At 66.0% G+C, this 18,721-nt stretch carries 19 protein-coding genes; 17 read left to right on the top strand and 2 right to left on the bottom strand.

The window, feature by feature from the left end; all coding sequences use genetic code 11:
* Window positions 1-86 precede the first annotated feature (86 nt).
* The 7 genes from CHB86_RS07205 (at window position 87) to CHB86_RS07175 (ending at window position 7,385) form a co-directional block, all read left to right on the top strand.
* A complete protein-coding gene (locus CHB86_RS07205) occupies window positions 87-962 on the top strand; it encodes an alpha/beta hydrolase (RefSeq protein ID WP_089232322.1) in 876 nt (291 codons plus the stop codon).
* Window positions 963-1,036: 74 nt separating this feature from the next.
* Window positions 1,037-1,801 carry an SDR family NAD(P)-dependent oxidoreductase gene (locus tag CHB86_RS07200; RefSeq protein ID WP_089232321.1) on the top strand — a complete coding sequence of 255 codons (765 nt, stop codon included), beginning with the start codon at window positions 1,037-1,039 and terminating at the stop codon, window positions 1,799-1,801.
* Window positions 1,802-1,812: 11 nt separating this feature from the next.
* Window positions 1,813-2,580, top strand: coding sequence for a crotonase/enoyl-CoA hydratase family protein (locus CHB86_RS07195; RefSeq protein ID WP_089232320.1), 768 nt, complete (start codon window positions 1,813-1,815; stop codon window positions 2,578-2,580).
* A 4-nt stretch (window positions 2,581-2,584) separates the two neighbouring features.
* The gene (locus CHB86_RS07190) at window positions 2,585-3,058 is read left to right on the top strand and encodes a MarR family winged helix-turn-helix transcriptional regulator (RefSeq protein ID WP_089232319.1); all 474 of its coding nucleotides are present in this window, start codon (window positions 2,585-2,587) and stop codon (window positions 3,056-3,058) included.
* 21 nt (window positions 3,059-3,079) lie between these two features.
* Window positions 3,080-4,897 (top strand): feruloyl-CoA synthase, encoded by a 1,818-nt coding sequence (locus tag CHB86_RS07185; RefSeq protein WP_089232318.1) that lies wholly within the window; start codon window positions 3,080-3,082, stop codon window positions 4,895-4,897.
* 33 nt (window positions 4,898-4,930) lie between these two features.
* A complete protein-coding gene (locus CHB86_RS07180; RefSeq protein ID WP_089232317.1) occupies window positions 4,931-5,803 on the top strand; it encodes an amidohydrolase family protein in 873 nt (290 codons plus the stop codon).
* A 1-nt stretch (window position 5,804) separates the two neighbouring features.
* Entirely contained in the window at window positions 5,805-7,385 is a 1,581-nt protein-coding gene (locus tag CHB86_RS07175; protein ID WP_089232599.1) for an acyl-CoA dehydrogenase family protein, read from the top strand.
* A gap of 17 nt (window positions 7,386-7,402) precedes the next feature.
* Here CHB86_RS07175 and pcaQ read toward each other — a convergent pair whose 3' ends face one another.
* The gene (gene pcaQ, locus CHB86_RS07170) at window positions 7,403-8,317 is read right to left on the bottom strand and encodes a pca operon transcription factor PcaQ (protein WP_089232316.1); all 915 of its coding nucleotides are present in this window, start codon (window positions 8,315-8,317) and stop codon (window positions 7,403-7,405) included.
* 93 nt (window positions 8,318-8,410) lie between these two features.
* Here pcaQ and pobA point away from each other — a divergent pair, with 93 nt between their 5' ends.
* The 8 genes from pobA (at window position 8,411) to CHB86_RS07130 (ending at window position 15,719) form a co-directional block, all read left to right on the top strand.
* Window positions 8,411-9,580 (top strand): 4-hydroxybenzoate 3-monooxygenase, encoded by a 1,170-nt coding sequence (gene pobA / locus CHB86_RS07165; RefSeq protein WP_089232315.1) that lies wholly within the window; start codon window positions 8,411-8,413, stop codon window positions 9,578-9,580.
* The gene (gene pcaD / locus CHB86_RS07160; RefSeq protein ID WP_089232314.1) at window positions 9,580-10,368 is read left to right on the top strand and encodes a 3-oxoadipate enol-lactonase; all 789 of its coding nucleotides are present in this window, start codon (window positions 9,580-9,582) and stop codon (window positions 10,366-10,368) included. The genes pobA and pcaD overlap by 1 nt, the downstream gene beginning before the upstream one ends.
* Window positions 10,361-10,738 (top strand): 4-carboxymuconolactone decarboxylase, encoded by a 378-nt coding sequence (gene pcaC, locus CHB86_RS07155; protein ID WP_089232313.1) that lies wholly within the window; start codon window positions 10,361-10,363, stop codon window positions 10,736-10,738. The genes pcaD and pcaC overlap by 8 nt, the downstream gene beginning before the upstream one ends.
* Before the next feature lie 34 nt (window positions 10,739-10,772).
* The gene (gene pcaH, locus CHB86_RS07150) at window positions 10,773-11,501 is read left to right on the top strand and encodes a protocatechuate 3,4-dioxygenase subunit beta (RefSeq protein WP_089232312.1); all 729 of its coding nucleotides are present in this window, start codon (window positions 10,773-10,775) and stop codon (window positions 11,499-11,501) included.
* A gap of 2 nt (window positions 11,502-11,503) precedes the next feature.
* Window positions 11,504-12,124 (top strand): protocatechuate 3,4-dioxygenase subunit alpha, encoded by a 621-nt coding sequence (pcaG, locus tag CHB86_RS07145; protein ID WP_089232311.1) that lies wholly within the window; start codon window positions 11,504-11,506, stop codon window positions 12,122-12,124.
* Window positions 12,125-12,223: 99 nt separating this feature from the next.
* Window positions 12,224-13,054: a 3-oxoadipate:acetyl-CoA acetyltransferase gene (locus tag CHB86_RS07140; RefSeq protein ID WP_089232310.1), complete on the top strand. Its 831-nt coding sequence runs from the start codon at window positions 12,224-12,226 to the stop codon at window positions 13,052-13,054.
* An 88-nt stretch (window positions 13,055-13,142) separates the two neighbouring features.
* Window positions 13,143-14,201 carry a 3-carboxy-cis,cis-muconate cycloisomerase gene (locus CHB86_RS07135; RefSeq protein ID WP_089232309.1) on the top strand — a complete coding sequence of 353 codons (1,059 nt, stop codon included), beginning with the start codon at window positions 13,143-13,145 and terminating at the stop codon, window positions 14,199-14,201.
* A gap of 240 nt (window positions 14,202-14,441) precedes the next feature.
* The gene (locus tag CHB86_RS07130) at window positions 14,442-15,719 is read left to right on the top strand and encodes a carbohydrate porin (protein WP_176442799.1); all 1,278 of its coding nucleotides are present in this window, start codon (window positions 14,442-14,444) and stop codon (window positions 15,717-15,719) included.
* A 136-nt stretch (window positions 15,720-15,855) separates the two neighbouring features.
* Here the strand turns inward: CHB86_RS07130 and CHB86_RS07125 are convergent, their stop codons facing one another.
* Entirely contained in the window at window positions 15,856-16,629 is a 774-nt protein-coding gene (locus CHB86_RS07125; RefSeq protein ID WP_089232307.1) for an IclR family transcriptional regulator, read from the bottom strand.
* A gap of 214 nt (window positions 16,630-16,843) precedes the next feature.
* Here CHB86_RS07125 and CHB86_RS07120 point away from each other — a divergent pair, with 214 nt between their 5' ends.
* Both CHB86_RS07120 and CHB86_RS07115 read left to right on the top strand, forming a co-directional pair.
* Window positions 16,844-17,680, top strand: coding sequence for a cyclase family protein (locus tag CHB86_RS07120; RefSeq protein ID WP_217898278.1), 837 nt, complete (start codon window positions 16,844-16,846; stop codon window positions 17,678-17,680).
* A gap of 72 nt (window positions 17,681-17,752) precedes the next feature.
* Window positions 17,753-18,718 (top strand): MBL fold metallo-hydrolase, encoded by a 966-nt coding sequence (locus CHB86_RS07115; RefSeq protein WP_089232306.1) that lies wholly within the window; start codon window positions 17,753-17,755, stop codon window positions 18,716-18,718.
* Window positions 18,719-18,721 lie beyond the last annotated feature (3 nt).

Raw genomic sequence — 18,721 nt, 5'->3', positions numbered from 1 at the left:
CGGTGCGATCGCCCGATCAGGAGCGCAGCGGCGGGATCACGCCGTCAGGTGTCAGGCCACACACCCCTGCGAAAGAGGAGACCTCGATGAAACGCAAACTGGCGCTGGCGCTTGCTGCCACGGTCTGCAGCGCGTCCGGGCTACTTGCCCAGGACGTGCATCAGGATCTCTCCTATGGCCCGGGGGAGCGCAACGTCCTCGACCTTTTCCTGCCGCAGGGTGTCGAGCACCCGCCCCTCGTCATGTACATCCATGGCGGGGCCTGGTTCCGTGGCGACAAGGCGCAGGTCGAGGAATATGACCGTCGCAAGCGGATGAACGAGGCCGGGATCGCGGTCGCCACGATCAACCACACGTGGTCGCAACAGGCAACCTGGCCGGCGCAGAAGGATGACGTGGTCGCTGCGATCCGGTTCCTGCAGGAGAATGCGGGAACCTATGGATACGACATGTCACGCTTCGCGGTCTGGGGGCAGTCCTCGGGCGCCCATCTCGCGCTCTGGAGCGCCGTGCTGGCGGCGGAAGACGACAGCCTCGGCATCGATGCAGTGGTGTCCTGGTGCGCGCCCTCCAATCTCTACATGCTCTGGCATGACCGCCTCGCCGACGACGTGCCGGGCGGCAATGAAAAGGAGCGGCTTCCGTCGCCGGAAACCAACCTGATCGGTGTGGACGCGCAACAGGACAAGCCCGCGGCGGATGCGGTGAGCCCGGACATCCAGGCCGCCAAGCTTCCCCCGGAGGCCGCGCTGCCGCCGATCCTTCTGGTCCATGGCGACGCGGATCCGCGCGTTTCGCCGCTGCAGAGCAAGCGCGTGCTGGACGTCCTGAGCGGACGCGGGAGCGATGCGGAGTTGATCATCGTCGAAGGCGGCGGACATGGCGGAGATCCCTTCAATGCCGCGGTGCAGCCGTCGCTCGATTTCATCATCGGCCGTTTTCGAGCCGATGGAGCGAGCTGAACGGGTCTGTCAGCCGCCCGGTGGGCACGAAAGAACAGGAGCAATCATGATGACTTTCGAGAAGGATTTGACAGATGCAGATTGAGGGACAGGTGGCCGTCGTAAGCGGTGGAGCGAGCGGCCTTGGTGCCGCGACGGCACGGCATCTTGCCGAGAAGGGCGCGCATGTCGGTGTTCTGGACTTCGATCTCGAGCGGGCAAAGGCAGTTGCCGCCGAGATCGACGGGTTCGCCGTGCAGGCCGATGTTTCGGACGAGGCCGCGGTTGACGTCGCCATCGGTGCCGTGGCCGAGCAGTTCGGCACGGCGCCCCGCATTGCCGTGAGCTGCGCCGGGATCGGCCCGGCGGCCCGGATCGTCGGCCGCGAGGGGAAGACCTCGGGCGACCTGTTCGAGCGGACGCTGCGGGTGAACCTCTTCGGCACCTATTTCGTCATGAGCCACGCGGCGAAGCGTATGATGGAGCTTGAGCCGCTCGCGGACGGCGAGCGCGGCGTGGTGGTGAACACCGCGTCGGTGGCCTGGCAGGACGGGCAGCTCGGTCAATCCGCCTACGCGGCCTCCAAGGGCGCCATCGCGTCCATGTGCCTGCCGGCGGCGCGCGAGTTCGCCCGTTTCGGCATCCGCGTCGTGGCGATTGCCCCGGGACTGTTCCACACCCCGATGATGGAGGGACTTCCGAAAGAGACCACGGACGAGATCGTCGCCAACATTCCCTTCCCGCACCGCCTCGGCGCGCCGCGGGAATACGCGCTGCTGGCCGAGCAGATCATCACCAACCCGTTCCTCAACGGAACGACCATCCGGCTGGACGGCGCCGTGCGCCTGCCGCCGCGCTGAGGAGCCGGGCCATGTCCGAAGAGATGCTGAATGTCGAGGTCGAGGATGGCATTGCCGTTCTGACCATGAACCGTCCCGCCAAGCGCAACGCCATGTGCGATGCCCTGCTGGAGAAGATCGACGCCGTCTTTCGCGCCCCGCCGGACGGGGTGAAGGTGGTCGTGCTGACGGGAACGGCGGGGCATTTCTGCTCTGGCCTGGACCTGAGCGAGCATGTCTCCCGCGATGCCGAGGGCACCATGCGCCATTCGCGCGGCTGGCACGAGGTGATGAACCGGATCAAGTTCGGCGGGGTGCCGGTGGTCTCGGCGATGTTCGGCGCGGTGATCGGCGGCGGGCTGGAACTGGCTTCCGCCACGCATGTCCGCATCGCCGAGCCTTCGACGATCTTCCAGCTTCCCGAGGGGCGGCGCGGGATCTTCGTCGGCGGTGGGGCCTCCGTGGGCGTGGGACGCATCCTCGGCGCCGACCGGATGACAGAGATGATGCTGACGGGGCGCAAGTACGGTGCCGACGAGGGTCTGGCGCTCGGGCTCGCCCATTACAGCGTCGGCGAGGGCGAGGCACTGCCGCTGGCAATGGAGCTGGCGCGCAAGATCGCGTCGAACGCGCCGCTGTCGAACTACATCATGATCCAGGCGCTCTCCCGGATCGAGGACATGCCGCGCCACGAGGGGCTTTTCACCGAGAGCCTCTGCGCGGCGCTCACCCAGACCAGCGCGGATGCGCTCGAGGGGCTCGCCGCCTTCCTCGAGAAGCGCGCGCCGAAGTTCCGGTAAGCCGATGCCGGATGCCCTCACCGCGACAGATGACGTCCATCACGTCGACGACAGCGCCCTTCGCGCTTTCTTCGGCTATCGGATGAAGCGCAGTTTCAACGTGATACAGGCCGATCTTGCCCTGGCGCTGAAGCCCTTCGAGCTGCGCATGCTGACCTTCACGGCGCTAACGCTGGTCGTGAGCAATCCCGGCCTGCGCCAGTCACAGCTTGCTGAAGCGATGGATGTCGAACGGCCGAACCTCGTCACCATTGTCGAGGAACTGGTGCGCCGGGACCTGATCTCCAAGGAGAGGGTTCCGACGGATCGGCGGGCCTATTCGCTGCAGGCGACGCGGCAGGGGCGGATGCTGTGCGCCGAGGCAACGACGGCCGTGACGGCCCACGAGGAGGCGCTTCTGGGAGGGCTCGACGAAGAGATGCGGGCCGGTGCCATCGAAGCAATGAACAGGATCGAACAGGGACGCCAGCGCGGCTGACGCCGGAGGGAGGACATTCCGATGAAACGGACGACGAGATTTCGCCCGCATTCCGTGACGCGTGAGGATCGCGCGGACGGAAGCATTCTCCTGACATCGAACCACGCCCTTGGCCCCGTGGTCGAGACGACCGGGGACTGGCTGCACCACTGGGCAGAGGAGGCGCCGGACCGGGTGTTTCTGGCCGAGCGCTACGGCGCCGGCTGGCGGCGGGAGAGCTACGTCTCGGTTCTGGAGAAGGTGCGCGCCGTCGGGGCGGCGCTGCTGGCGCGGGGCATGGGGGCGGATACGCCGATCCTGATCATGTCCGGCAACGGGGTCGACCACGGGATCCTGTCGCTCGCGGCGCAATACGTCGGCGTGCCGACCGCGCCGGTCGCGGAGCAATACGCGCTGATCCACGGGGCGCACGGACGCCTGCGCGGGGCGATCGAGTTGCTGAAGCCGAAGATGGCCTATGTGGTCGATGCCGACCTCTACGTCGAGGCGCTCGGTCTCGATGCGCTGGTCGGGGTGGAGATCGTCTCCAGCAAGCCGGGCCACGTGCTGGGCGTCACGCCCTTCGAGGAACTGCTCGAGGGCGATGCCTCGGTGGACATCGATGCAGCCCATGCGCGGGTGACGCCCGACACGGTAGGCAAGATCCTGATGACCTCCGGCTCGACCTCCAGTCCGAAGGGGGTTCTGACGACCCAACGGATGATGTGCACCAACCAGACCCAGCTCGCCGATGCGCTGCCTTTCCTGCGCGAGCGTCCGCCCCGGATCGTCGACTGGCTGCCCTGGAATCACGTCTTCGGCGGGTCGCACAATTTCAACATGATGCTGGCCAATGGCGGCTCGCTCTACATAGACGACGGCAAGCCGGTGAAAGGGCTGTTCGAGCGGACGCTGGAGAACCTGTCGCTGGTGACCGGGACGCTCGCGTTCAACGTGCCGCTCGGCTTCGGCATGCTGCTGGCGGCGCTTCGCAAGGATGCGGAGCTGCGTCGGCGCTTCTTCGAGGACCTGGATCTTATCTTCTACGCCGGTGCCTCGCTGCCGCAGGAAGTCTGGACCGGCTTCGAGCAGATGGCGATGGAGGTGAAGGGCGAGGTGCCGCTGATCACCTCCTCCTGGGGGCTGACGGAAACCGCGCCGTCGGCAATGATGCAGATGGAGCCGACGGATCGGTCGGGGATCGTCGGCGTCCCCGTCACCGGAGTGACGGTGAAGCTGCTGCCGGATGCGGACCAGCGCTGCGAGGTGCGGGTGAAGGGGCCGAACGTGATGACCGGCTATTTCGAGGACCCGGAAAAGACCGCGGCCGCCTTCGACGCGGAGGGTTTCTTCATCACCGGTGACGCGATGGTCTTTATCGATCCCGACGATCCGAACAGGGGGATGCGCTTCGACGGCCGGATCTCGGACGACTTCAAGCTGCTGACCGGCACCTGGGTCCGCGCCGCGCAACTCCGGCTCGACATGCTGGCCCATCTCGCGCCGCTGGCCGCGGACATCGTGATCACCGGGGCGGACCGCAACCAGATCGGGGTGATGATCTTTCCGGACCGCGCGGAGCTGGAACGCGAGGGGTTCGAACTGCACGAGGACCGGGGCGCGCTGACCTGCAGGCTGCTGCAGGGCGAGATCCACCGCCGCCTCGCCGAGCGGGCGCGGGAGGTGTCCGGCAGTTCGTCGCTGGTATCCCGGGCCATCGTCCTGTCGGAGCCGCCATCGATGCCGGAAGGCGAGATGACCGCCAAGGGCAACCTCAACTTCCGCAAGGTGCTAACCCGCAGGAAGGACCTGCTGGAGCGGCTTTACGACGACAACGATCCGGCCGTGGCGCTGGCCTGAGCCGCAACCCATTCCACCCGAAAGGAACGCCCCATGGTTGATATCTCCAAGGTCCGCGCGATCGACATTCATACCCATGCCGAGGAACCCTGCGGCTGCCATGCCGACGACGGCTACGACGACCTTCAGGCGACGATGGCGAAGTATTTTCGCGCGCCCTGGGAGCATCCGCCCACGGTGCCGGAAACCGCGGCGCATTACCGGGAGCAGAACATCGCCGCGGTGATCTTCCCCGTCGATGCCGAGCGCGAGACCGGCTATCGCCGCTACCGGAACGAGGAAGTGGCGGAACTCGCCGCCGAGAACGACGACGTCCTGATCCCCTTCGCCTCCATCGACCCGCACAAGGGCAAGATGGGCGCGCGCGAAGCGCGCCGCCTGATCTCGGAGTTCGGCATCAAGGGGTTCAAGTTCCACCCCACCATGCAGGGCTTCTTTCCGAATGACCGCATGGCCTATGACCTCTACGAGGCGATCGCCGAGGAGGGCGGCATCGCGCTCTTTCACACGGGGCAGACCGGCGTCGGGTCCGGCATGCGAGGTGGCAACGGGATGCGGCTGAAGTATTCCAACCCGATGTACATGGACGACGTCGCGGTGGACTTCCCGGACATGAAGATCATCCTCGCGCACCCGTCCTTCCCCTGGCAGGAAGAGGCGCTGGCCGTCGCCCAGCACAAGCCGAACGTCTACATCGACCTCTCCGGCTGGTCGCCGAAGTACTTCCCGGAGATCCTGGTGAAGTATTGCAACTCGATCCTGCGGAAGAAGGTGCTCTTCGGGTCCGACTGGCCAATGATCACGCCGGAACGCTGGCTTGCCGATTTCGAGAAGATCGCGATCAAGGACGAGCTGCGCCCGGACATCATCAAGGGCAATGCGGCGCGGCTGCTCGGGCTGGCATGAGATGAAACCGTTCCAGGCGCCCTTGGAGGATATCCTCTTCACCCTGAACGACGTGGCCGGCGCAGGGGAGCTGCCCGACTACGACGCGGATCTTACGGCCGAGATCGCCGGCCACTTCGCCAGTTTCGCCGAGGCCGAGATCGCGCCGCTCGACGAGCCGGGCGATCGGAAGGGATGCCGGCTCGAAGGCGGGCGGGTGCTGATGCCCGATGGCTTTGACAAGCTCTTTCGGGCGTTTGCCGAACAAGGCTGGCAGGGGCTGACGGCGCCCGAAGCCTATGGAGGGCAGGGGCTCGACGCGACCTTGCTGGCCGTCACCTCGGAGATCTTCACCGGGGCGAACCACGCGCTGCAGATGGTGACCGGGCTGGTGCCGGGCGCGATCCGGACATTGCTCGCCCACGGCACCGAGGCGCAAAGGGCGGCGCATATCCCGCGGCTGGCGTCGGGCGGGATGCTGGCCACGATGTGCCTGACGGAGCCCGGTGCAGGCTCGGACCTGTCGCGCATACGCTGCCGTGCGGAACCCGCCGGCGATGGCTGGCAACTGACGGGCGAGAAGATCTTCATCTCCGGCGGCGACCAGAACCTGAGCGAACGCATCCTGCATCTGGTGCTGGCCCGCACCTCGGACGACGGGATCAGGGGGCTGTCGCTCTTTCTCTGCCCCTGCACGCGGCGGGACGGCCGCCGGAACGGCGTCTCGGTCACGCGGATCGAGGAGAAGATGGGGCTTCACGCCTCGCCGACCTGCCAGCTTGCCTTCGACGGTGCCGAGGCCGAGCTGATCGGCGACGAAGGGCAGGGGCTCCGCGCGATGTTCACCATGATGAACCACGCCCGCGCCGACGTTGCGCTGCAGGGCGTGGCCCATGCCGCCCGCGCCACCGATATCGCACGCCACTACGCCGCCGAGCGGGTGCAGGGGCGCGGCCCGGACGGGGCGCCCGTGGCGCTGGAGGCCCATGCCGATGTACGGCGGATGCTCGACCGGATGGACGCGCTCGCCCTTGGCGGCCGGGCGCTCGCACATCTGGCTGTCGTGGCGATGGAGCGGGGCGATGCGGAAGATCTCGTGGAGGCCCTGACGCCGATTGCCAAGGTTCACTGCACCGAGGCCGGGATCGAGGCGGCGAACCTGGGTGTTCAGGTCCTCGGCGGCTACGGCTATCTGGCTGAATACCGGATCGAGCAGACCTATCGCGATGCCCGCATCACGGCGATCTACGAAGGGGCGAACGGTATCCACGCGCGCGCGCTCGTCACGCGCCTGATGCCCGGTCGTTCCGGCGACGCGCTGGAACGTTTTCTGGAGGCGGAGGCGGGCGAGGCCGTGGAAGGTGTTACGGCCTGGAAGGCCGCGCGGCGGGACCTTCTGGGACGTAGCGGCCCGACGCCCGCGGCCCATGACTTCATGGCGCTGACGGCGGAGGTCCTGTTGCAATGCCTGTGGCAGCGGATGCTCTCGGCCTCGGAGCGTCACCCCGATCCCGAGAGGATCCGGCGCGTCGGCGCGTCGGCGGTTGCGACCGGGCGTGAGCGCATCCTGTTTCACGCGGCGATGGTGCGCCTTGCGGCGTGACCGGCCTGGGTGGGGCGCTAGGCGGGCAGCTTGGCCACGACGTTGTTGATCGCCACGCGAAACACCTGTTCCTCGGGCGTCGACTGCCCGTCCGGGCGCGCCATCAGGCCCACCGGCCCGGATGTGATCGCGTTGTCGAAGGGCAGGCGCACCAGCGAGCCCTCGGCGATCTCGTTCGCCACGACGCCGGCCGAGATGATCCAGATCGCATCCGACTTGCGGGCATAGTTCCTCCCGAAGGCGCCGGAGACGCTCTCGATCCGGTGCGGGATATCGCCCACCCCGTGCGCAATGAGCACACGCTCCACCAGCGAGCGAATGGCCGAGGCTTCGGGCGGGAAGATCACCGTCCACTCGCCGATCCTGCGCATGTCCGGATCGTTCAGCAACGGGTGGCCGCAGCGCACGACAAACTCGACATATTCGTTGTAGAGCTGGGTGAAGGAGATGCCCTTCATCGTGTCCGGCGGGCCGAGGCGGCCGATCACGAGGTCGAGGTTGCCGCGCCGGAGCTGGTCGATCAGGTAGGCGTGCGGTCCGTCCGTGATCCGCAGCGTCGTCTCCGGAGCAAGCTCGGCGAACTCGCGCGCCACGTCCGGCATCAACCGCGCCGCCACGCTCGGCAGCGCGCCGACCGAGAGCGTCGCCCTGTCCCCGCGGCCAAGCTGCTCGACACCGTCCAGCCCCTGCTGGAGCGCCGCCACGCTCATCTCGGCGAAGTGGAGAAAGACCTCTCCCTGCCGGGTCAGGGCCACGCCGGCCCGGTTCCGCACGAGGAGCGCGGCGCCGATGATCTCCTCCAGTTCCTTGAGTGTCTTGGAGATCGCAGGCTGGGTCAGGTGGAGCCGCTCGGCGGCGCGTTTCATGCTCTGCTGCCGGACGATCTCCACGAAACACTGGATGTGGCGGAACTTGATGCGTCGGTCGATCATGGTTTCATTCCAAATTCGGAAATCAAAGGGTCGAATATCTCATTTTACTTTGTGTGTTCAACAATTCATTTTCGATGGAGAAGGAGGCTGAACATGCGGACACAGGTAGCGATCATCGGCGGCGGGCCTTCCGGGCTTCTGCTGTCGCAGCTTCTTCACCGGAAGGGGATCGACACGGTCGTTCTGGAACGGAAGACCCGGGATTACGTGCTTGGCCGCATTCGCGCCGGCATCCTCGAGACCGGCATGGTCAATCTGATGCGGGAAGCGGGCGTCGGCACGCGGATGGATGCCGAATGCTTCACCCACGAAGGCACCGTCATCGCCTATGGCGACGAGGAGTTCCGGGTCAGTTTTCGCGAGCACACCGGCAGCGACGTGATCGTCTACGGCCAGACGGAGCTGACGCGCGACCTCTATGACGCGCGCGAGGCCGAAGGCGCCAAGCTGGTGTTCAATATCGAGAACGTCGTTATCAATGACGCCGACAGCGACGCCCCGTTCGTGACCTACACGGTCGAGGGACAGGCGCAACGCCTCGACTGCGATTACGTGGCCGGTTGCGACGGGTTTCACGGTGTCAGCCGCCAGACAATCCCGCTCACCGTGCGCCGCGAGTACGAGAAGGTCTATCCCTTCGGCTGGCTCGGCGTCCTGTCCGAAACGCCGCCGGTGCATGAGGAACTGATCTATTCCTGGTCCGAGCGCGGCTTCGCGCTCTGCTCGATGCGGAATGCAAACCTCAGCCGCTACTACATCCAGTGCTCGCTTTCCGACAGCCCGGAGGACTGGAGCGACGACAACTTCTGGGAGGAACTCAAGCGCCGCATCCCGGCCTGCCATGCCGAGGCGCTCGTCACCGGCCCCTCCATCGAGAAGAGCATCGCGCCTCTCAGGAGCTTCGTGACCGAGCCGATGCGGTGGGGGCGGCTGTTCCTGTGCGGAGACGCGGCGCATATCGTGCCGCCGACCGGCGCCAAGGGGCTGAACACCGCCGCCTCGGACATCCACTACCTCTACCACGGGCTCGTGCAGTTCTACGAGGAGGGCGATCCGGAAGGCATCGACCGCTATTCCGAGAAGGCGCTGGCGCGGATCTGGAAGGCGGAGCGCTTCAGTTGGTCCACGACCAACCTGCTGCACCGCTACCCCGACCAGTCCGGGTTCGACCTGAAGATGCAGCGCGCGGAAATCGAGTTCCTGCGCAGCAGCGAGGCCGCGCAGAAGGTCTTTGCCCAGAACTACGTGGGGCTGCCCTATTGATGCGGATGGTCGAGGCAAATGGCGTTGCGCTGCATGTGCGCGAGGACGGCGATCCGAACGGGGCGCCGGTGGTCTTTTCCAACTCGTTGGGCACGGACCTGCGGCTCTGGGACGCGATCCTGCCGCACCTGCCGGCGGGCCTCCGTATGGTCCGCTACGACAAGCGCGGCCACGGTCTGTCGGACTGTCCCGCGGGACCATACCGCCTCGAGGACCTTGTCACCGATGCCGAGGCGCTGCTGGACGCACTTGCCATTCGGGACTGCGTGTTCGTCGGCCTTTCGGTCGGGGGATTGATCGCCCAGAGCCTCGCCGCAAGGCGCCCCGACCTCATCCGCGCCGCCGTGCTTTCCAACACCGCGGCGACGATGGGCGACGCCGCCATGTGGGAGGCGCGCATGGAAGCGATCCGCACGGGCGGGCTCGACGCCGTCGCCGAGGCCGTCATGGATCGCTGGTTCGGCAAGAGCTTCCGGCATGACCCTTCGGTTGCCTTGTGGAAGAACATGATGATCCGGACGCCGCAGGAGGGCTACCTCGGCTGCTGCGCGGCCATCGCCGCCGCCGACCTGACCGAAAGCACGGCGGCGCTGGCATTGCCCGTTCTCGGCATCGCAGGGGCGGAAGACGGCGCCTGTCCGGCGGAGCGGACCGCAGCGACCGTCGGCAGCATCAAGGGGGGCCGAATGGAGACGATCCCGGCCACGGGGCATCTGCCCTGCGTCGAGGCGCCGGAAGCCTATGCCACCCTGCTTACCCAGTTCCTGAAGGAGATCGGACATGTCTGAACGCTACGAGGCCGGCATGTCCGTCCGTCGCAAGGTGCTGGGCGATGCCCATGTCGACCGGGCGGAAGCCAGCAAGTCGGAGTTCGACGCGCCGTTCCAGCAACTGATCACCGAGAGCGCCTGGGGCACGGTCTGGGCGGGCGAGAGCATCAGCCTGCGCGAGCGCTCGATGCTGACGCTGGCCCTGCTGGCCGCGGCCGGGAATTTCGACGAGATCCCGATGCACATCCGCGCCACCGCGCGCACGGGGGCCAGCAAGCAGGACGTGCTTGAGGTGTTCCAGCACGTGGCGATCTATTGCGGGGTGCCGCGGGCCAATCACGCGATCAGGCTTGCCAAGCAGACCTACGAAGAGATGGAAAAGGAGTGAGCCGGGCGCACCCGGCCGGGGGAGGAGACGGACGATGAAACAGCCTGGGGAGTTCTACCAGCGCGACCGGGAATGGCATCCGCCGGCGGCGACGCCGGATTACAAGACCTCGGTCACCCGGTCGCCGGAATACTCGCTTCTGAGCCTCGAGCAATCGGCGAGCGAGATCACCGGGCCGACTTTCGGCCACAACGACATCGACCCGCTCGACAACGACATGATCCACAACTACGCCCAGCCCGGCGAGAGCGCCATCGGCGAGCGGATCATCCTGCACGGCCAGGTGCTGGACGAGAACGGGCGCCCGGTGCGGAACACGCTGGTCGAGGCCTGGCAGGCCAATGCCGGCGGACGCTACCGGCACAAGAAGGACACCTACCTTGCGCCGATCGACCCGAATTTCGGCGGCTGCGGCCGCGTGCTGACGGATGACGAGGGCTATTATGTCTTTCGCACCGTGAAGCCCGGCGCCTATCCCTGGCGCAACTGGGTCAACAGCTGGCGGCCGGCGCATATTCACCTGTCGATCTTCGGCACATCGTTCAGCCAGCGGCTGATCACCCAGTGCTATTTCGAGGGCGACCCGCTGATCGCCCGATGCCCGATCGTGAACACCATCCCCGACCAGACGGCGCGGGATCAGCTTGTCGCGGCGCTCGACATGAACGCCACGATCCCGCTCGACACGATCGCCTACAAGTTCGACATCGTCCTGCGCGGGCGCCGGTCGACCGTTTTCGAGAACCGGCTGGAGGGGAACTGACGATGGTGCAGAAGCTCGACTACCTCAAGGAGACGCCCTCCCAGACCGCTGGGCCCTACGTCCATATCGGGCTGGCGCCCGGCGCGGCCGGCTTCGAGATCTACGACAAGGAACTGGGCTGGGACATTGCCGGGCCGAACGCGAAGGGCGAACGCATTCGCGTGGAGGGCATCGTCATCGACGGCATCGGCTCGCCGATCAAGGACGTGTTGCTGGAGGCCTGGCAGGCCAATGCGGACGGCATCTATGCCCATCCCGAGCATCCGGGCGAGGTCGAGGAGGGGTTCCGCGGCTGGGGCCGTGTGATCACCGATTTCGAGACCGGAGAATGGGGTTTCGACACCGTCAAGCCGGGCCGCGTTATGGGGCGGTCGGGCAAGCTGATGGCGCCGCATATCAACCTGTGGATCGTCGCCCGCGGTATCAACGTCGGGCTGAACACCCGGATCTATTTCGACGACGAGGCCGAGGCCAACGCCGCCGATCCGGTGATCAACCTGATCGAATGGGAGCGCCGCCGCGCCACGCTGATCGCAAAGCGCGGCGAAAGGGACGGGCAGATCGTCTACCGTTTCGACATCAAGCTGCAGGGGCAGGACGAGACGGTTTTCTTCGACATCTGAGCCAGAACCGGCGCGCTCCGGGGAACGCTCCCCCCGGATATTCTTGAACATATGATGAGATCGGGGCCGCACAGGACGGACCCGTAACCGGAGGCCCCCATGACCAAACCCTGTATCCTGTGTTGCGCCATCACCGGATCGGTTCCGACGAGAGCCGACAACCCGGCGGTGCCGATCACGATCAGCGAGCAGATCGAAAGCAGCCAGGAGGCGTTCGAAGCCGGGGCCTCGATCATCCATGCCCATGTGCGCAACGACGACGAGACCCCGTCGAGCGATCCGGACAAGTTCGCGCGGCTCAAGGAGGGGCTCGAGGCGCATTGCCCGGGGGTGATCGTGCAGTTCTCCACCGGCGGGCGGTCCGGGGCAGGCAAGGCGCGCGGGGGGATGCTGTCGCTGCGGCCGGACATGGCCTCGCTCTCCGTCGGCTCGAACAACTTCCCGACCCGCGTCTACGAGAACCCGCCCGACCTCGTGGCCTGGCTGGCGGCCGAGATGCGAGCCTTCGAGATCACGCCGGAGGTGGAGGCATTCGACCTTAGCCACATCCTGCAGGCGATCCGGATGCACGCGGCGGGGGAGCTGTTCGGCAAGCTTTATGTCCAGTTCGTGATGGGGGTGAAGAACGCGATGCCCGTCGATCGCGAGGTCTTCGACTTCTACGTCCGGACGATGCAGTCCCGCGCGCCCGACGCGGAATGGTGCGCGGCAGGGATCGGCGCGGCGCAGCTCACCGTGAATGAATGGGCCATCGCCGCGGGTGGGCACACGCGGGCGGGGCTGGAGGACAACGTGCGGCTTGACCGGACTACGCTTGCGCCGTCCAACGCCGCCCTGATCCGCCGCGCCGCCGAACTTTGCGAGAAATACGAGCGCCCGGTCGCCACGCCCGCGCAGGCACGCGAGATCCTCGGGCTGCGTCCGGCATGACGGAGGCGATTGACCCCCGGGCTAGGTCGGGGTTCCAATGGCCTGGACCTGACCGAGACTTTCTGACCTCCCCACAAGGCTAAGACGCATGAACCCACTGAGCCGGCAAGACCACCTGTTCGGGGCATTGTTTGCCGACCCGGAGGTCGAGAGCCGTTGGTCTTCGGAGCGCTTCCTTTCTGCCTTTCTGACCTTCGAAGGCGCACTGGCGAGAGCACTGGCAGAGAGCGGTGTGGCGACAGCGGAGCAGGCGGGCGCGGCGGCGGAAGACATCGCCAGTTTCGCGCCGGATGTCGCGAAGATCGCCGCAGCGACGCTGGTCGACGGTGTGCCGGTGCCGGAGCTGCTTCGACAGCTCAAGGCCCATTGCCGGGAAGAAAGCCTGCCGGCGATCCACCGGGGGGCGACCTCACAGGACCTGATCGACACCGCCTTCGTGCTGATCCTGCGGGACATCAATGCCTTGCTGGAGGCCCGCATAGGGTCGGTGATCGACGGCTTCGCCGCGCTCGACGCGAAATGGGGGGCGGGTTCCATGATGGGGCGCACGCGCATGCAGGCCGCCGTGCCGATCCTGGTGTCGGACCGGATCCGGGCCTGGACGGCGCCGCTCAGGGACCATCTGCGCTCCCTGACAGCCTTTCGGCCGCGGCTGGAGGTTCTGCAATTCGGCGGTGCGGTCGGAAACCGGTCGGCGCTCGGGCCGGACGGCGAGGCGGTCGCCCGGGTGCTGGGCTGCGAACTGGGGCTCGGGGAGCCGGGGCGTGGTTGGCACACGGAGCGCGGCGTGTTCGCGGAATACGCGGGGCTGCTGTCGATGATCTCGGCAACCCTTGGAAAGTTCGGTCAGGACATCTGCCTGATGGCGCAACAACAGGACGGCGAACTGGAGATGCTCGGCGGCGGTACCAGTTCCGCCATGCCGCACAAGCAGAACCCCGTGCTTGCCGAGCTTTTGGTCACGCATGCCCGGTTCAACGCGACCATGCTGCCGAACATGCACCACGCGATGATCCACGAGCAGGAGCGCTCCGGCGCGGCCTGGACGCTGGAATGGATGACCCTTCCGCCGATGACGGTCACGACCGGCAAGGCGCTTCTGCTGGCGACGGAGCTCCAGGGAAAGATCGTTCGGCTCGGCGGGTGACCCTGGGCAGGTCGAGTGGGTTCGCGGGCGAGGCGCCTTGTGCGAAGGACTGTCAGGCCAAGGGCGTTCGGTTGCCGTGTACGCAGGCCGGGGTGCAGATCGGATCTGCCGGATCCCCGCGACGATTTTTCCCGCCTCGGTCACCGGCCGCCGGCATTCGGCGACGCCCGGATGTGATAAGGTGACGGCAAGGAGGCGCAGATGCGATTTCGGGCATCTGCCATCTGGGAGGATCAGGACATGACAGACGTGAAATCCTTGGCCTTCGCCTGCATTTCTGGCGTTGCGCTTTGTGCCGCCACCGGCCAGCTGGTCGCGCAGGAGGTATCGCCGGGAACGGATCTTCAGTCCGGGGATACGGCCGGGCCGGCGGCGCCGGAGCCGAACCCTCTCGGGCTGTTCTCGCATGGCTATGTCCGGATCGGCGTCGGCTCGACCGACGACGACCCGATGCTGGCCTTCCAGCTCGATGGCGCCGAGAGCAAGTATCGCCTCGGCAACGAAAGCGACTTCTACGGCGAGGCGTCGCTGGGCATTCGCACGCCGATGGGAGGCGCCTCGGACTTTGTCGCCGAGGTCATGCTCAACGGATGGGCCGATTCCAACTTCCTGATCTGGGGCGATGACCCGAACGAGGACGGTGGCGTCGCCCAGGCCTATGCCGGCATCGAGCGGCTCGGCAGCGGAGCGGCGGCGGAGGCGTTCCTTTGGGCCGGGCGGCGCTATTACCGGCGGCGCGATGTGCACATGACCGATTTCTACTACGAGAACTACTCGAACGACGGGATCGGTCTGGAAAACCTCGACCTCGGCAGCTTCCACCTCTCGTCGGCGCTGTTCTACTACGATGACGACGACATCGACTACCAGGCGGGGACCCTCGATCTGCGCTTCCACGACATCGCGCTCGGCGGCGGATGGCTGGGCGAGGTCGGCCTGTCCTATACCGGCACCGACGGGCAGGACGCGCCGTCCGACAACGAGGGCTACGCGATCCGGCTCCACGCGGCGAACCTCGAGCTGCCCTGGGGCGAATGGCAGAACGCGCTCATGTACGGGCGCGGATCGGGGATCAACTTCAACTCGTCCGGCAATCCCGGTGTCTCGTCCGACGACGACCGCTGGCGCTTCGTGACACAGGCGCTCTTCGCCACCACCGAGGAGTTCCAGACCCAGGCGACGGGCGTCTGGCAACGGACCCGGATCGGCGATGATACGGAAACCTGGTGGTCGGTGGGTGCGCGCCCGCAATACAACATCACCGACGATTTCGGCGTCGCGGTCGAATTCGGCTACGACGTCGTGGTCCCGGAGGAGGGTGACAGCGCAACCCTCGGCAAGGTGACCTTCGCGCCCTTCTACAGCTTCGGAAAGACCGGGTTCTTCGCCCGGCCGCAGCTTCGGGCCTTCGTGACCTATGCCAAGTGGAGCGACCCCGGTGTGATCACCCAGCAGGCGGCGCTCGGAAACGCGACGGACGGAACCACCTTCGGCATACAGTACGAGAATTGGTGGTAAGCCCGGACCCTCGTTCGCCTGCGTGCCCGGACGACGGAGCGGGCGGCCCGGGACACATTCGACAGGGACCCTGTCCGGGAGGGCAGGGCGGCCAGTGGTGCTTGGTGGGGGGGGCGGTCGGCAGCCAGAAATGGCTTCAGCCCTGCGGTGTCTCTCTCGAGAATGACTTCTCGATCTCGTGCCGTGTCTTGAGCAATGCCTCCTCGGTCCGTTTGCGGGTCTCCGCGAGGCGGGTTGACGGCACGGGGACGGAGATCGCGTGGAGCTCGCCGCCCCAGTCGCGAAAAGCGAAGCCAATGCCCGAGATGCCCGGGGTGTGCTCGTCGAGATCATAGGCAAGTCCGGTCTCCCGGACGCGCGCCAGCTTGGCCATCAGTTCGTCCGGGTCCGTGTCGATCCCCCTGCGATCCCATTCGGCCTGGATCAGCTTGCGGGCGACATCCTCCGGAAGCTCGGCAAGGCATGCCCGCCCGTTGGCGCTGTTCGTGAGCGGAAAGACCTCTCCAACCTTCGACACCGTGGTCAGCCGGTGCGTGCCGGGGACCTGGTCCAGAAAGACCATGCCAGCCCCGCGCATGACGGCGAGATCGGCGGTCTCGCCCGTGCGTTGGGTCAATTCCGTCAGGAGAATCCGGCAGTGCTCCACGATGTTGTAGCGCGCGGCGCCGGCAAGGGAGCTGAGTTCCGGACCGAGCCGCAATCCCCGGCCTTCCGGGTCGCTGATCAGGAACCTTTCCGCGGCGAGGGCGCCCGTGATTCTCTGTACCGTAGAGCGGGGCAGATCGACCTTCTCGGCAATCTGTCCAAGGCTCATTCCGGACTTTGAACTCTTCAGGACACGCAGAATCGCAGCCGCCCTCGAGATCACCTGGATTCCGGATCGTCCGTTTTTGTCTTCCCTGTCAGTCATTTGCCGCGTCTCTCGTGGATTCCCCAATCTGTTCCCGGAACCATATCGTCAGAAAAATTGTACCGCAATGCGGTCTCTGCGATCCGCAATGCGATTTACATGTTGACCGTTATGCGGTGCGAATGCATCATCATTCGGGACAGGTGGGAGGAGCCATCCTGACAATTCAAAACGGACAGCGCCGGGTTTCCGGCGAACAGAGGAGTTGTGCCCAATGGTCAAAATTCGCGGCATCGAGTTCCAGGGAAATACCGACAACACCATGGGGCTGGAGTTCTACAACCTGAGCCATCGGTTCGGCTTCCAGAACCCGAACTGGCCCTATTTCGAAGACACCAAGATCGAACGCATTCACTACATGGCCAAGTCGGGGGTGCTGAGCCAGCGCATCACCACCACGATGCACGCCACCACTCACATCGACGCGCCCGCCCACGTGGTTCAGGGCACGCCCTTCATCGACGAGGTGCCGCTGCCGCATTTCTTCGGCACCGGCATCGTGGTCTCGCTGCCCAAGAAGATGTGGGAGCCGATCACCGGCGACGACCTGGAAAAGGCCTGCGGGCACGCCATTCGCAAGGGCGATGTGCTGATCATCAACACGGGATGGCACAAGCAGTACGAGGATGGCGACTACTTCGCCTATTGCCCGGGCTTCGTGGCTTCCGCCGGCGAATGGATGGTCGAGAAGGGGATCAAGGTCGTCGGTCACGACACCCAGGCCAACGACCACCCGCTGGCCACCGCGATCGGCCCGCAGCGCAACGGCCCGCTGCTTCCGCACCTCGCGGACGAGTACAAGGAATGGTCCGGCGGCCGCGACTGGAAGGATGACTTCCCCGACTGGGAACCCGTTCACAACATCCTGTTCAAGAACGGCATCATGGGCATCGAGAACGTCGGCGGCGACCTGGATGCCGTGACCGGCAAGCGCTGCACATTCGCCTTCTTCCCCTGGAACTGGGATCGCGGCGACGGCTGCATCGTCCGCCTCGTGGCGATGATCGACAAGGGCCAGAACTACCGGATCGAACCCGGCGAGGACTTCTGAATACTCCCCGACTGGCCGCCGGGAGACCGGCGGCCCCTTTCACCGCGACATGTGCCAAGGAGGAGAGGCATCATGGAGTACAAGTCGACCACCCTTGTGGCGACGCTGCTCGCCAGCCTGATCGGCGCATCGGCGGCGGCGCAGGATGCAAAGCCCGATTTCGTGGTGACCCTTCTGGGAACCGGGGTTCCCGATCCGCGAATTGACCGTTTCGGGAGCAGCACTCTGGTCCAGGCGGGCGGGCTCAACCTCGTGTTCGACGCGGGCCGGGGCGCCATGCAGCGGATCGACCAGCTGGGCATCGTGCCGGCTGAGATCGACCACATCTTCCTGACGCATTTCCACTCCGACCACACCATCGGTCTGCCGGATCTCTGGCTGACCCCCTGGCTGCCGCCGCAGGGCCGCCGCGTGGAGCCGCGCACCATCACCGGCCCGGTAGGCACCAGGCAGCTGACCGACGGGCTGACGCTCGCCTATGCCGAGGATCACCGCATTCGCATTGCCGATGCCGGGTTGGATCCGAAAGGCGTCGAGTGGGACGTGACCGAGTTCGACCAAGACGGGTCGGTGTTCGAGGAGAATGGCGTTGCCGTGACCGCCTTTGCCAACTTTCACGGTGAACACCTCAATCCGTCCTACGGTTATCGGATCGATTACGACGGTCGCTCGGTCGTCATCAGCGGCGACACCAAGCCGAACGAAAACGTCGTCAAGCACGCCACCGGCGTCGACCTGCTCATCCACGAAGTTGCCATGGCCGACCCCAAGATCGCGGAACGGCCGCCGATCAAGGTGATCATGGGTCATCACACCAACCCCACCGAGGCCGCCGAGATATTCACGCGAACCCAGCCGAAGATGGCCGCCTTCACCCATTTCGTGTTCCTCGGCCAGGGACCTGGCCGGCCGGATGCGGAAGATGTCATGGCGGAGGCTAAAGCCGGCTACGACGGTCCGATGATCGACGGAGTGGATCTGATGCAGTTCGTCATCGGCGACGCGGTCGAGGTCATCGACCCTCGCGAAGGAAACTGAACC

This window comes from Tropicimonas sediminicola (assembly GCF_900188335.1).
GTDB lineage: Bacteria > Pseudomonadota > Alphaproteobacteria > Rhodobacterales > Rhodobacteraceae > Tropicimonas > Tropicimonas sediminicola.
Note: the sequence above shows the minus strand (reverse complement) of the source record. Positions and strands in the feature narration are given on the sequence as shown.